Source organism: Rhodoferax sp. RT5P35 (assembly GCF_056521385.1).
Genome location: NZ_JBWMAX010000013.1, coordinates 25,175 through 39,842 on the forward strand (window position 1 = coordinate 25,175; position 14,668 = coordinate 39,842).

At 61.1% G+C, this 14,668-nt stretch carries 10 protein-coding genes; 7 read left to right on the plus strand and 3 right to left on the minus strand.

Translation table 11 applies throughout. From position 1 onward, the window contains the following. Nucleotides 1-6: 6 nt before the first annotated feature. The 3 genes from folD to AC097L_RS18710 form a co-directional block, all read right to left on the minus strand. Complete coding sequence (gene folD, locus AC097L_RS18700) at nucleotides 7-861, minus strand: bifunctional methylenetetrahydrofolate dehydrogenase/methenyltetrahydrofolate cyclohydrolase FolD (RefSeq protein ID WP_479588222.1); 855 nt, start codon at nucleotides 859-861, stop codon at nucleotides 7-9. Between the two features lie 74 nt (nucleotides 862-935). After that, nucleotides 936-1,562, minus strand: coding sequence for a response regulator transcription factor (locus AC097L_RS18705; protein WP_295950912.1), 627 nt, complete (start codon nucleotides 1,560-1,562; stop codon nucleotides 936-938). Between the two features lie 16 nt (nucleotides 1,563-1,578). Beyond that, entirely contained in the window at nucleotides 1,579-4,140 is a 2,562-nt protein-coding gene (locus AC097L_RS18710; RefSeq protein ID WP_479588225.1) for a PAS domain-containing sensor histidine kinase, read from the minus strand. A 208-nt stretch (nucleotides 4,141-4,348) separates the two neighbouring features. Here AC097L_RS18710 and aceE point away from each other — a divergent pair, with 208 nt between their 5' ends. The 7 genes from aceE (at nucleotide 4,349) to AC097L_RS18745 (ending at nucleotide 14,632) form a co-directional block, all read left to right on the plus strand. Then, a complete protein-coding gene (aceE, locus tag AC097L_RS18715; RefSeq protein WP_479588227.1) occupies nucleotides 4,349-7,069 on the plus strand; it encodes a pyruvate dehydrogenase (acetyl-transferring), homodimeric type in 2,721 nt (906 codons plus the stop codon). Between the two features lie 114 nt (nucleotides 7,070-7,183). Further along, entirely contained in the window at nucleotides 7,184-8,884 is a 1,701-nt protein-coding gene (gene aceF, locus AC097L_RS18720) for a dihydrolipoyllysine-residue acetyltransferase (protein WP_479588230.1), read from the plus strand. A gap of 133 nt (nucleotides 8,885-9,017) precedes the next feature. Continuing rightward, a complete protein-coding gene (locus tag AC097L_RS18725; protein WP_479588231.1) occupies nucleotides 9,018-9,605 on the plus strand; it encodes an MFS transporter in 588 nt (195 codons plus the stop codon). Nucleotides 9,606-9,675: 70 nt separating this feature from the next. Then, nucleotides 9,676-11,535: a dihydrolipoyl dehydrogenase gene (gene lpdA, locus AC097L_RS18730; RefSeq protein WP_479588232.1), complete on the plus strand. Its 1,860-nt coding sequence runs from the start codon at nucleotides 9,676-9,678 to the stop codon at nucleotides 11,533-11,535. Nucleotides 11,536-11,713: 178 nt separating this feature from the next. Then, nucleotides 11,714-12,715: a PDDEXK nuclease domain-containing protein gene (locus AC097L_RS18735; protein ID WP_479588233.1), complete on the plus strand. Its 1,002-nt coding sequence runs from the start codon at nucleotides 11,714-11,716 to the stop codon at nucleotides 12,713-12,715. Between the two features lie 31 nt (nucleotides 12,716-12,746). Further along, on the plus strand, nucleotides 12,747-13,805 hold the full coding sequence (gene rsmH / locus AC097L_RS18740) for a 16S rRNA (cytosine(1402)-N(4))-methyltransferase RsmH (RefSeq protein ID WP_479588234.1): 1,059 nt from the start codon (nucleotides 12,747-12,749) through the stop codon (nucleotides 13,803-13,805). Between the two features lie 371 nt (nucleotides 13,806-14,176). Further along, nucleotides 14,177-14,632, plus strand: a complete 456-nt coding sequence (locus tag AC097L_RS18745; RefSeq protein ID WP_479588235.1) for a hypothetical protein — start codon at nucleotides 14,177-14,179, stop codon at nucleotides 14,630-14,632. Nucleotides 14,633-14,668 lie beyond the last annotated feature (36 nt).

Here is a 14,668-nt window from a genome sequence, read left to right on the forward strand (position 1 = left end):
TGGGATTCAAGGTGCAACAGATCGTTCCGCAGCTTCCAGGGTATTGACCAGCAGCATGGTGATAGTCATTGGGCCGACCCCGCCGGGCACCGGGGTGATGTAGCTGGCGACCTCTTTGATGCCGTCAAAGTCTACGTCGCCGCAGAGTTTGCCGTCGGGCGTGCGGTTCATGCCCACGTCGAGCACCACGGCACCGGGCTTGACCATGTCGGCGGTCAGCACGTTGCGCTTGCCCACTGCGGCCACAATCACGTCGGCCTGCAGGGTCATGGCTTTCAGGTCTGCGGTGGCGCTGTGGCACACGGTGACGGTAGCGTTCTTTTGCAGCAGCAGCAGGGCCATGGGCTTGCCGACGATATTGCTGCGGCCGATCACCACGGCGTGCTTGCCGCGCAGGTCATAGCCGATGCTCTCCAGCATCTTCATGCAGCCGTAGGGCGTGCAGGGAAGGAAGGCCGAGGTGCCAGTCATCAGCGCACCGGCGCTGGCAATGTGGAAGCCATCCACGTCTTTCAGCGGGGCGATGGCCTCGATGACTTTTTGCGCATCGATGTGCGCGGGCAGTGGCAACTGCACCAGAATGCCGTGGATGGCCGGGTCGGTGTTCAGAAACCTGATGCGCTTGAGCAGTTCGGCCTCCGATAGGTCGGCCGGATATTGCTCCAGCACCGAGTGCAGGCCCGCGTCGGCGCAGGCCTTGACCTTGTTGCGCACGTAGACCTGGCTGGCCGGGTTTTCGCCCACCAAGATGACGGCCAGGCCAGGGGTGATGCCGTGGGCCTTCAGGTTGGCGGCGCGTGCGGCGACGTCCAGGCGCAGGGTGCGGGAGAGGGCGATGCCATCGATCAGTTCAGCGGTCATGGTTTCAAAATATCAAGTAAAAACGCCCGCTGATGCTTATCAAACGGGCGTAGGGTGCTACAAATTCAGTAGCGTCAGGTTTTCGGAGCGATCTGTCCCAGGGCAATCTTCAGCAGGTCGGCCACGGTGTTGGCATTGAGCTTTTCCATGATGTTGGCGCGGTGCGCTTCCACCGTCTTGATGCTGATGCCCAGGTCGTCGGCGATCTGCTTGTTCAGGCGACCAGCGACGATGCGCTCCAGCACCTGGCTTTCGCGCGAGGTCAGCTTGGACAGCAGCGCGCCGCGGCTGGCGGCTTGCTGGTGGTCGGTGAAGGCTTCTTTGGCGTGCTCCAGCATGCGTTCGACCAGGCCGACCAGTTCGTCTTCTTTAAAAGGCTTCTGGATGAAATCCATGGCACCTTTTTTCATGGTGTCCACCGCCATGGGCACGTCACCGTGGCCGGTGATGAAGACGATGGGCAAGGGCGATTTGCGTTCGATCAAACGGTCTTGCAGCTCCAGGCCGGTCATGCCGCCCATGCGGATGTCGACGATCAGGCAGGCCACCTCACGGGCATCGAAGCGGCTTAAAAAGGACTCGGCCGAATCGAAGCAACGAACCCGGTAGTCCTTGCCTTCGAGCAGCCATTGCAACGAGTCGCGGACGGCTTCGTCGTCATCGACCACGTACACAGTACCTTTTTTGGGGATCAAACTCATGCAGTCACTCCGGGGGTTAACGTAAAAGTTCGGGGGTGTTTGCTGGGCCACTCTGTGCACTATTTTGCGTGACAAAGGTTTGCGCCAACGGTATCCAGAATGAAAAACGGCACCCTGTGCCTTCATTTCCATTGTAGAGGTTCTCTGCCTGCATCCGGCCCAGGTGGGACTCGACGATGGTGCGGCACAAATTGAGGCCAATGCCCATGCCTTCGGCCTTGGTCGAGAAGAAGGCTTCGAACAGCCGTTCCTTCACTTCGGGGGCCAGTCCGTTGCCGGTGTCGGCCACCGAAAACTCGATCCCGGCCTTGTCGTTCACCGCCTTGGGCACCACCCGCAATTCGATATTGCGGTTGGCCGTGGGGCGCTGCGCCAAATCAATGGCCTCAGCAGCGTTGCGCAGCAGATTCACCAGCACCTGCTCGATCAGAATCGGGTCCACCTGCAGCTGGGGCAGGCGGGCGGCGACGTAATGGCTGAGGCGCACATTGCGGCGGCGCAGCTCGATACCCGCCAGCTCCATGGCCTCGACCACCATGTGTTCTACGTCGGACAGGCTGCGGTTGGGTTCGCTGCGTTTTACAAACGACTGGATGCGCTGGATGATCTGGCCCGCGCGCTGGGCTTGGCGGGCGGTTTTGTCCAGTGCGGCCAGCAGGTCGGCTTCGGCAATGCCAGGGCCTTTGATGCGCGACACCATGCCGTTGCAGTAGTTGCTGATGGCGGCCAGCGGCTGGTTCAGCTCGTGGGCCACGCTGGAGGCCATCTCGCCCATGGTGATCAGGCGGCTGGAGCTTTGGGCGCGCTCGGCCTGGGCGGCAGATTGCTCTTCGGCACGGCGGCGCGGTGTGATGTCGGTGGCAATCACCATCTGCACCAGGCGGGCATCCACCCAGCTCAGGTAGCGGGTGCGCACCTCCAGCCACTTGCCCAGTTCGGGCACAAAGACTTCGGTACTTTCAGACTGGGTATCGGTCAGGCTGTCGGTGGGCAGGCCGACAAACGCATCCACATCATCGTCCATGGCTTCGTCGCTGGCCGGGATGCTGGGCACACCGGCTTCGGCTACCAGTTTTTCATGGCCTTCGGTTTGCACGCCAAACCAGAGGCGGTATAGCTTGTTGGCAAACAGCAGTTCGTGGCTGTTGATGGGTGCTACAGAAACAGAAGCATCGAGCGCTTCCAGCACCTTGGTGAACCGCTCATACGATGCAGATAACTGCTCGCGCACGCGGTTCGGCTCGGTGATGTCGGTCATTGAGGTCATCCAGCCGGTTTGCTTGCCTACCGCGTCGATCAGCGGTGCCACATACATCCGCCCATCAAACACGCTACCGTCGCGCCGTTTCACCCGCACCTGGAAGCCGCCGGGCGGGGTGCGGCCATTGAGCTCGTCTTCCAGCCGGGCCACCAGGTAATCGCGGTCTTCTTCGGGCCAGTGCACAAACGGTGCGGTGTGGCCCACCAGGGCGGATTCGCTCCAGCCGGTCATACGGCAAAACGCGGTGTTGACGTAGGTAATGCGGCCTTGCATATCCAGCGCGCGCATGCCGGTCAGCATCGAGCTTTCCATGGCGCGGCGGAAGTTGGTCTCTGACACCAGGGCCTGCTGGGCCTGCAGGCGGCGGCGGGTGTGCTTCCAGTTGCCGATCAGCATCCAGGCGGTCAAGATGCTCAAGGCCCCCACCAGCCAAAACAGGCCGCTGCCGATCACGCCCTGCGAGGTGCGGTAGGCCTGGGCCCGCAGCACCAGGCCGTTGCCCACCGGAGACACCGACACTTCATAGGGTTCCGATTGGCTGGACCAGGGCAGCAGCCGGGCGCCCACCATATGGATAGGCGCTGCGTTGCCCGCCAGCACCTGGCCGTTGCCGTTGAGCAGGGCCACTGCGTACTTGGCCAGCACCTCGGCGGGCACGCCATAGCGCAGCAGGCTCTCGTTGGAGTATTCGGCCAGCAACACGCCCGCAAAGTGGCCGCGGTCGGACAGCGGAATGTGCAGTTGCAGCAGAGCCACGCTGTCGGGTGTACCCGCGGGCTGGGCGTATACCGGCTGCTGCAGGTCGCGCGCCAGGCTGAAGGTGCTTTCGGTGTCGCCACCGGGCCGGAGCAGGGTGTCCACCGCGCGCACCTGGGGCGTGGGCAGGCTGGGCGCGGCGTAGCTGGCTTTGATACGACGGCGCTCGTCGATCCAGCTGACGGACTGTAGATCGGGGTGTTGCGCCACCAGCGACTCGGCGCGGCTGATGAATTCTTCGGCATCCACCTCTTCGTTGGAGATGTCGCGGCCAATGCGCATCAATTGCTCTTGGCGCTCCAGCAGGCGCAGGCGGATCTGCTGTTGGGTGTACTCCACATCGCGCTTCACCGCTTCCTGTTCGCGGTCAATTTCTTCGAGCCGCAGATACATGAAAGACGAGCCAATGGCGGCCAGAAACATCAGCACCGCAATCAGCGGTGCCAGCATGGCAAAACGGTCTTGCCGGTGTGGTGTTTGGCGGCCCCACCAACGCTTCCACCAGCGTGCGGGCGCCAGTGCCGCGGGCATTTGAGAAGAGGATGAGGGGCGCTGGGGCATGGGTGAAGTGTAGGGGACTGACCGCTTAGAACCCAAAGGCACAAAAAACTATGCGTGTTTTTACGCAGTTTAAAGCGCTTTTAAACCACATTATGAAATCAGTATCCATATATTGAAAATTGCAAACTTTTATGCAAAAATAGACTAGCCGCCTTAAAAAGCCGTGCCAAACCATCAAAATACCGCTACCCAACCTAGGAGACAAAGCATGTCAGCTGTACCCGAAAGCCTGTCAGGAGCTGCGCAAACCGACGCAGACAGCCAGGAAACCCGCGAGTGGATGGACGCGCTGTCCGCCGTTATCGAAAGCGAAGGCCCGGATCGTGCCCACTTTCTCCTGGAGCAGTTGCTGGAACATGCGCGACAAAACAGCATTGACATGCCTTTCTCGGCCAACACTGGCTACGTCAACACCATCCCCGCCGAGCAAGAGGTGCGTTGCCCCGGCAACATCGAGATCGAAGAACGCTTGCGTGCCTACATGCGCTGGAACGCCATGGCCATGGTCGTCAAGGCGAACCGCCACCATCCCGTAGACGGCGGTGATCTGGGCGGCCACATCGGCTCGTTTGCTTCCCTGGCCCATATGTTTGGCGCTGGCTTTAACCATTTCTGGCATGCCGAAAACGAAAACCACGGGGGCGACTGCCTGTACATCCAGGGCCATGTGTCCCCTGGCGTGTATGCCCGTGCCTACCTGGAAGGCCGCCTTTCTGAGGAGCAGTTGCTCAACTTCCGCCAGGAAGTGGACGGCAAGGGCCTGTCCAGCTATCCGCATCCCAAGCTGATGCCCAATTTCTGGCAGTTCCCCACCGTCTCCATGGGCCTGGGCCCGCTGATGGCCATCTACCAGGCCCGGTTCCTCAAGTATTTACATGCCCGTGGCATCGCCGACACCGCCAACCGCAAGGTCTGGGTGTTCTGTGGCGACGGCGAAATGGACGAAGTCGAATCCCTGGGTGCGATCGGCCTGGCCGCGCGCGAAAAGCTCGACAACCTGATCTTTGTCGTCAACTGCAACCTGCAGCGCCTGGACGGCCCGGTGCGCGGCAACGGCAAGATCGTGCAAGAACTGGAAGGCGAATTCCGTGGCTCCGGCTGGAACGTCATCAAGCTGCTGTGGGGCAGCGAGTGGGACCCTCTGCTGGCCCGCGACAAAGACGGCGCTTTGAAGAAGCTGATGATGGACACGCTGGACGGCGATTACCAGGCTTTCAAAGCCAACGACGGCGCCTACGTGCGCAAGCATTTCTTCGGTCGCGACCCGCGCACCCTGGAGATGGTCGCCCACATGACCGACGACGAAATCTTCGCCTTGAAACGTGGCGGCCACGATGCCAAGAAGGTTTACGCGGCCTACCATAAGGCGGTCAACCACAAAGACCAGCCCACCGTGCTGCTGATCAAGACCGTCAAGGGCTTCGGCATGGGCAAGAGCGGCGAAGGCAAGAACAACGTCCACCAGACCAAGAAGCTCACCGACGAAGATATCAAAATCTTCCGCGACCGCTTCAACATCCCGATCCCAGACAGCCAACTGGCCGAGATTCCGTTCTTCAAGCCCGCCGACGACACTCCCGAAATGCAGTATCTGCACGAGCGCCGCAAGGCCCTGGGCGGCTACCTGCCACACCGGCGCGTCAAGGCCGACGAGCAGTTCACCGTGCCCGCGCTGGAGACCTTCAAAACCGTGATGGAAGCCACGCCCGAAGGCCGTGAAATCTCCACCACCCAAGCCTATGTCCGCTTTTTGACCACACTGCTGCGCGACCAGGCCCTGGGCCCCCGCGTGGTGCCCATCCTGGTGGACGAAGCCCGTACCTTTGGGATGGAAGGCCTGTTCCGCCAGATCGGTATTTACAACCCGGCGGGCCAGCAGTACACCCCGGTCGATAAAGACCAGGTCATGTACTACCGCGAAGACAAGGCCGGGCAGATTCTGCAAGAAGGCATCAACGAAGCCGGTGGCATGTCCAGCTGGATCGCTGCGGCCACCAGCTACAGTACCAGCAACCGCATCATGGTGCCGTTCTACGTGTACTACTCGATGTTCGGCTTCCAGCGCATTGGCGATCTGGCCTGGGCTGCGGGCGACATGCAAGCCCGCGGTTTCCTGCTGGGTGGCACCTCGGGGCGTACCACGCTCAACGGCGAAGGCCTGCAGCACGAAGATGGCCACAGCCATATTCTGGCCAACACCATTCCCAACTGCATCAGCTACGACCCCACGTTCGCCCACGAGGTCGGTGTCATCCTGCACCATGGCCTGAAGCGCATGGTCGAAAAGCAGGACAACGTCTACTACTACCTGACCCTGCTGAACGAAAACTACCCCATGCCCGGCCTTACCGCTGGCACGGAGGAGCAAATCATCAAGGGCATGTACCTGTGCCAGCCTGCCGCCAACGGCAAGGGCACCGTGCAACTGCTGGGCTCGGGCACCATCCTGCGCGAATCCATGGCCGCGCAAGAGCTGCTTGAAGCCGACTGGGGCATCGCTGCCAACGTCTGGAGCTGCCCTAGCTTCAACGAGTTGACCCGCGACGGCCAGGATGCCGAGCGCTTCAACCTGCTGCACCCGCTGGAAAAACCCCGTAGCTGCTTCGTGGCCGACCAATTGGCGGGCCACGCCGGTCCGGTCATTGCGTCCACCGACTACATGAAGGCCTACGCCGAGCAGATCCGCCCGTTCATCCCAAAAAACAGCGACGGTACCGGCCGCACTTACAAAGTGCTGGGCACCGACGGTTTTGGCCGCAGCGACTTCCGCAGCAAGCTGCGCGAGCACTTCGAGATCAACCGCCACTACATTGTGGTCGCCACCCTCAAGGCGCTGAGCGAAGACGGCACTGTGCCAGCGGCCAAGGTGGCCGAAGCGATTGCCAAGTACGGTATCCAGGCCGACAAGGTTAATCCGCTGTATGCCTGAGGCCTTGTGGGACAGACCAAGAGTTACACGCAGTGAACTTTGCTCTGTCCTCAACTAGATAGAACCTGCAGGGCCATTCAAGCTGGTCCTGCGCGCAACTTTGGAGACACAAACATGGCATTGATTGAAATTCATGTCCCCGATATTGGGGACTTTGACGAGGTGACCGTCATCGAGCTGATGGTCAAACCCGGCGATACCGTCAAGGCCGACCAGTCGCTGATCACCGTCGAATCCGACAAAGCCTCGATGGAAATCCCATCCAGCAGCGCCGGTGTGGTCAAAGAGATCAAGGTCGCCCTAGGCGACAAGGTCAAGCAGGGCTCTTTGGTGGTGATGCTTGAAGCCGCCGGTGGCGCTGCCGCCGCACCGGCTGCTGCAGTTGAGGCACCAAAAGCGGTTCCTGCCCAGGCAGCACCTGCACCAGCAGCTACAACTCCTGTAGCAGCGCCTGCAGCCGCACTAGTCGCGGCACCGGCGGCTTCCGGCCCGGTCCAGATCTTCGTTCCCGATATTGGCGACTTCAAGGACGTGACCGTCATCGAAGTCATGGTCAAGGTCGGCGACACCATCAAGCAAGAGCAGTCGCTGATCACCGTCGAGAGCGACAAGGCTTCGATGGAAATCCCGTCGTCTTCGGCTGGCGTGCTCAAAGAGCTCAAGGTCAAGATGGGCGACACCGTCAACATCGGCGACCTGCTGGCGATTCTGGAAGGTGTTGCGGCTCCCGCAGAAGCAGCGGCCGCCCCTGCCGCAGCACCTGCTGTGGCCGCTGTCGCTGCCAGCCCTGCACCGGCACCAGCCGCTGCCGCCCCCGCTGCCGCCCCCGCTGCCGCTGCACCCGCGGCCCATAATCCCAACGTCGCCCCCACCGGCGCTCTGCCCCACGCGTCGCCCTCAGTCCGCAAGTTCGCCCGCGAACTCGGCGTGCCCCTGGCCGAAGTCAAGGGTACGGGTCGCAAGGGCCGCATCACCGATGCCGACGTGCAAAGCTTCACCGCTTCGGTTATGTCCGGCGCGGTCAAGACGGCGGCCATGGCGGCAACCCAAGCCAAAGGCCCCGCAGGCGATGGCGGCGGCGGCCTGGGTTTGCTGGCCTGGCCCAAGGTGGACTTTGCCAAGTTCGGCCCGGTTGAGCGCAAGGACATGTCGCGCATCAAGAAGATCAGCGGCGCTAACCTGCACCGCAACTGGGTCATCATTCCGCACGTCACCAACCACGACGACTGCGATATCACCGAACTGGAAGCTTTCCGCGTGCAGATGAACAAGGAAAACGAGAAGGCGGGCATCAAGCTCACCATGCTCGCCTTCATGATCAAAGCCAGCGTGGCCGCGCTCAAGAAGTTCCCCGATTTCAATAGCTCGCTGGACGGTGACCAACTGGTGATGAAGCAGTACTTCAACATTGGCTTTGCAGCAGACACGCCCAACGGCCTGGTCGTCCCGGTCATCAAGGATGCCGACAAAAAGGGTGTGGTCCAGATCAGCACCGAAATGGGCGAACTGGCCAAGAAGGCCCGCGACGGCAAGCTTGGGCCCGCCGACATGAGCGGTGCCTGCTTCACCATCTCCAGCCTGGGCGGCATTGGCGGGCGCTACTTCACGCCCATCATCAACGCCCCGGAAGTCGCCATCATGGGCGTATGCAAGAGCGCGATCGAACCCAAGTGGGACGGCAAGGCGTTTGTGCCCAAGCTGATGCTGCCGCTGTCGCTGAGCTGGGACCACCGGGTGATTGATGGCGCATCGGCTGCCCGCTTCAACGCCTATTTCGGCCAAGTCCTCACCGACTTCCGCCGAGTCTTGTTATGAAACACCCCCAGGCTTCGCGCACTGCGTGTCGCTGCGCCAACCCCCTTGCAGGGGGCAACACCAGCGGTCCGGCAAAGCCGGTCCCGCGGTGTTCTGGACTGTGGCTCGCTTCGCTTGCCTGGGAGATGGCTGCATGACAACGGTGGTCGTCGTTAAGAAAGCCGGTGTGGTGGCGATTGCCGCCGACACGCTGGTGACCTTCGGCGACACCCGCTTGGGCCAACGTTTTGAAGACAACAGCAAAATCTTCAAAATCGACACCCTGGCGGGTCCCAGCTTTGTCGGCATGGCGGGCACCGTGGCGCACTTCCCCGCGCTGCGTCTGGCTATGACCGGTCTGCCGCCCGAGCAGCTTTTGCTGGGCAGCAAAGACGAGGTGTTCACCACCTTCACCAAGCTGCACCCGGTGCTGAAAGAAGCCTTCTTTCTGCAAACCAAGGAAGACGACAACGACCCCTACGAGTCCAGCCAGTTCAGCGTGGTGGTGGCTAATGCCACCGGTATCTACGGCCTGTACAGCTACCGCGAAGTGTTCGAGTTCAAAGAGTTCTGGGGCATTGGCTCGGGCCGCAGCTTCGCGCTGGGCGCTCTGCACGCCACCTGGGGCAGCGCCAAGTCGGCCCGCGATCTGGCGGTGCTGGGCGTGCAGGCGGCCTGCGAATTCGACAAGAACTCTGCCGGGCCGGTCGAGGTTTTTACCGTCAAATTAAAGAAACCGTGACGCATGCAGTCTCTCAGCCACCAGGCTGGGATCTGCGTAAGTTGCAAAAAACAGAGTGGAGATCAAACAAATGGCATCCCTGGAAATCAAAGTCCCTGACATCGGCGATTTCGACGAAGTCACCGTCATCGAGCTGATGGTCAAAGTGGGCGACACCGTCAAACCCGACCAGTCCCTGATCACCGTGGAAAGCGACAAAGCCTCCATGGAAATCCCCAGCAGCGACGGCGGCGTGGTCACCGCGCTGAACGTCAAGCTGGGCGACAAGGTCAAGATGGGCTCCGTTGTGCTGGTGCTCGAAGCTGCCGGTGGCGCTGCGGCGCCCGCTTCTGAGTCAAAACAGGCTCCAGCGCAGGCAGCACCTGCACCTGCAGCTGCGAATGTTGTAGCGGCTACCCCCAGCCCATCCACCCCCGCACCCACTGCCTCCAGCTTTGCCGGTACGGCCGACCTGGAATGCGACGTGCTGGTCCTCGGCGCTGGCCCTGGTGGCTATTCTGCTGCCTTTCGCGCAGCCGATCTGGGCCTGAAAGTCATCTTGGTTGAGCGCTACGCCACACTGGGCGGCGTGTGCCTGAACGTGGGTTGCATCCCCTCCAAAGCCCTGCTGCACGTGGCCGCCGTGATGGACGAAGTCAGCCACCTGGGTGCTTTGGGCATCGAGTTCGGCAAGCCTGAAGTCAGCATCGACAAGCTGCGGGCCCACAAAGACAAGGTCATCAGCAAGCTCACCGGCGGTCTGGCCGCCATGGCCAAGATGCGCAAGGTCACCACCGTGCGCGGTCTGGGCCAGTTCGTCGGCGCCAACCACCTGCAGGTCGAAGAAACCACGGGCGCCCAAGGCCAGGAAAAAACCGGCAAGACGCAAACTATTGCTTTCAAGAAGGCCATCATTGCCGCGGGCAGTCAGGCCGTGCGCCTGCCCTTCATGCCCAATGACCCGCGCGTGGTGGACAGCACCGGCGCGCTGGGACTCAAGGAAGTGCCCAAGCGCATGCTGATTCTGGGCGGCGGCATCATCGGTTTAGAGATGGGTACCGTCTACAGCACCCTGGGTGCACGCTTGGATGTGGTGGAAATGCTCGACGGCCTGATGCAGGGTGCCGACCGCGACCTGGTCAAGATCTGGCAAAAAATGAACGCGCCACGTTTTGACAACATCATGCTCAAGACCAAGACCGTCTCCGCACGCGCTTTGCCCGAAGGCATTGAAGTCACGTTCGCAGCGGCAGAAGAGGGCGGCACCGTCCCCGCGCCCCAGGTCTACGACCTGGTGCTGCAAGCCGTGGGCCGCACGCCCAACGGCAAGAAGATTGCCGCCGACAAGGCCGGTGTGGCCGTGACTGACCGTGGCTTCATCAACGTCGACATCCAGATGCGTACCAACGTGCCGCACATCTTCGCCATCGGCGACATCGTCGGCCAGCCCATGCTGGCCCACAAGGCGGTGCACGAAGCGCATGTGGCCGCAGAAGTCATTGCCGGTGAACTGCAAGGCAACAAAGAGCTGGCCGCCGCCGCCTTCAACGCCCGCGTCATCCCCAGCGTGGCCTACACCGACCCCGAAGTAGCTTGGGTCGGCCTCACCGAAGACCAGGCCAAGGCCCAAGGCATCAAGGTCAAAAAGGGCCTGTTCCCCTGGACCGCCTCTGGCCGCGCCATCGCCAATGGCCGCGACGAAGGTGTCACCAAGCTGCTGTTCGACGACAGCCCCGAGGCCCACGGCCACGGCAAGATCCTCGGCGGCGGCATGGTCGGCACGCATGCAGGCGACATGATCGGCGAGATCGCCCTGGCGATCGAGATGGGCGCGGATGTGGTCGATATCAGTAAGACGATTCACCCGCACCCCACGCTGGGCGAAAGCATCGGCATGGCAGCGGAAGTGGCGCACGGCAGTTGCACGGACTTGCCGCCTGCGAAGAGGTAAGACCTAGTCAAGGTCTTGCAAGAGCCCGGACCGGCAACGGTTCGGGCTTTTTGTCGTATGGCGTTGGCATCCAAGGCCAAGCGTTCACAATCGTGGGTCTTTGCCGATTCTATGACCCACCACAAGGTCTTCAACGGTCTGAAAGAGATGCCCCCATTCGCCCTTCACGCCTAAAACCATGAGCGACATCACCACTTTTCACGCGGATATCAAAAGCATCCTCGAATTGGCGCGCAGCAAGGCGCGTTCGGCGGTAAATGCCGCCATGGTGGAGGCCTATTGGCTGATCGGCCAGAGGATTGTGCAAGAGGAGCAGCAGGGAAACAGTCGGGCTCAATATGGGCAGAGGCTGCTGGAAAATCTGTCTAAAGCGCTGTCGGACAGCTTGGGCAAAGGTTTTTCTTATGCCAATTTGCGTAATTTCCGCCAGTTTTACCTCACCTATCCCGACCAGGAGATTTGCTACACGGTGTGTAGCAAATTGGGTTGGAGCCACAACCGCCTCATCATGCGCGTGGATGAGGCTAATGCCAGGGCCTACTATTTGACAGAAGGTGCAGCACAGCAATGGAGCGTTAGGCAACTGGAGCGCAACATCCAAACCCGCAGCTTTCAGCGCTTGCTGTCTACCCAAGGAGCTGGCACTGAGGGCCGCGCTGCGCCGGGCAATACGCTAGGCGATTTCATCAAAGACCCGTACGTGCTGGAGTTCTTGCAATTGCCGGAGGCGGGGCAGGTCAAGGAAAGTCAGTTGGAGCAGGCCATCATTGATGAGCTTCAAAAATTCCTGCTGGAACTGGGCAAGGGGTTCTCGTTTGTAGCGCGGCAAATGCGCATCAGCACCGAGACTAGCCATTTTTTCGTTGACCTGGTTTTTTACAACTACTTGCTCAAGTGCTTTGTCATCATTGATCTAAAAACGGGCAAGCTCAGCCACCAGGACATTGGCCAAATGGACATGTATGTGCGCATGTTTGATGACCTTAAACGCGGCGAGGATGACAACCCGACTATCGGGATCATCTTGTGTGACAGCAAGGACGAAACCGTCGTCAAATATTCGGTGATCAAAGAGAGTCAGCAACTATTTGCTTCCAAGTACCAGAGAGTGCTTCCCACCGAAGAAGAGCTGATCGCTGAGATCGAACGGGAAAAGCGGTTGATTGCAGGGGTGCAGTAAAGGCCCCAAGCGCCCGGCCCCATAATGGCCGATGACAGACCCCACCCCTCCCCACAAGCGCCGCGTACGTTACGCGGGCACCCATCCCCGCCAGTTTGAAGAAAAATACAAAGAGCTGGACCCCACGCGCCATGCGGCGGAGGTGGACAAGGTCATGCTGCGCGGGCAAACGCCTGCGGGCATGCACCGCTCGATTTGTGTGGACGAAATCCTCGCCATCCTCAAGCCAGTACCGGGCGAAACCGGCGTGGACCTGACCCTGGGTTTTGGTGGCCACACACTGGCAATCCTGCCGCTGGTGCAGCCGGGCGGGCGCATGTTTGGCATGGATGTGGACCCGATCGAGCTGCCCCGCACCACTGCGCGGCTGCGCGCCTTGGGCTTTGGCGACGAGGCCCTGATCGTGCACCGTGCCAACTTCAGCGAACTGGCCACTTTGCTGCCACAGGCGGGCGGTGGTTTCGACTTTGCGCTGGCCGACCTGGGCGTGTCGTCCATGCAAATTGACAACCCGGCACGGGGTTTCAGTTTCCGCGCCGATGGTCCGCTGGACTTGCGCCTGGACCCGACCAGCGGCCAGTCGGCCAGCGAGTTGCTGCTGTGCGTGACCCGCCACCGGCTGCGCGACTTGCTGACGGACAACTCCGACGAGCCTTTTGCCCTGCCGCTGGCCGCCGCCCTGCAAGGCCAGTATCTGGAGACCACCGTGCAGCTCGCCGACCTGGTACGGGCCACGATGGAGCTGGCGTACAAGCGCAGCATGCCTGCCGAAGAGCGCTTGGCCGAGACAAAGAAGGTGCTGCAGCGCACGTTCCAGGCGCTGCGCATCGAGGTGAACGACGAGTTCGGCGTGCTCGATGCCATGTTGCTGAACCTGCCCGCCTGCCTCAAGCCGGGTGGTCGCGTAGCGATTTTGAGCTTTCATTCCGGGGAAGACCGGCGGGTGAAAAAGTGCTTTCAAACCGGCGAACGCAACGGCACCTTCAGCAGCGTGGCCCCCGACCCGATTCGCGCCTCGTATGAGGAGCAGCGTAGCAACCCGCGCTCATCGTCGGCCAAGTTGCGCTGGGCGGTGCGGGCGTTGCACTGAGCCCGTGCCGGTACGAGACGGTAGGTTTGCATCGACACCGGCATGGCCGCTGGGCCGACTTGCTGCTGGCGCCGAAATAACTTTTTGAATTGCTACTGATTTAGTAGCTGTATGTGCAGTTTTTGTAAGGGCCGCGCGGCTTTTTATTGCTTGGAGTTCTCGCGCTGCTACTATGGCGCTCCCCCGGCGCAAAGCTACTACGTCGGACCGGCTGCCAGGGTGGGCATATTTGCCAGTAGGGGCCGGGTGTGCAGTGCCACAGCGGTGCGACAGATGGAAGGCTTCTGATGACAGATTCTGATGTGATCCAGGCGGTATACGCCAAGACGGCCATGGGCCAGCAAGAGGTGTAGACGCGCTCGCTCGGTCTGGTGCCGTCTTTACGGCGGGTGCTGATTCTGGTGGACGGCAAACGCGGTGGCCATGCGCTGGCGGCGCTGATACCGGGTCAAGACATTGTGGCGATCCTGCGCCAGCTGATGGATACGGGCTGCATTGCATCGCAGGCATCGCCATTGCCGGTGTCGCCTGCTGCGTTGGTAGACGAAGCTGCGCAGGAAGACGCTGCAGCCCTGCCACTCGACTTGCCGCCTGCGGACGTACGCAGTCAGCAAGAGCGCGAGAAGGCGCGCCACTTCATGATCAACACCGTTAACTCGGTGTTCGGGCAGAACATGCGCTTGACGTTGCTGGAGTCGATTGCCGCCTGCCAGACTACGGACGATCTGCGCCGGGCTTACCCCTTGTGGCTGAAGGCCATGGAGTCCACCCGGGCCAGCGCCAAGCGTGTGCCCGAGTTTCGCAAGATGTTGTTCGAGGTCCTTTGAAGGCTAAGGACAGTTGTTTTTTTGCTATTTATTTGA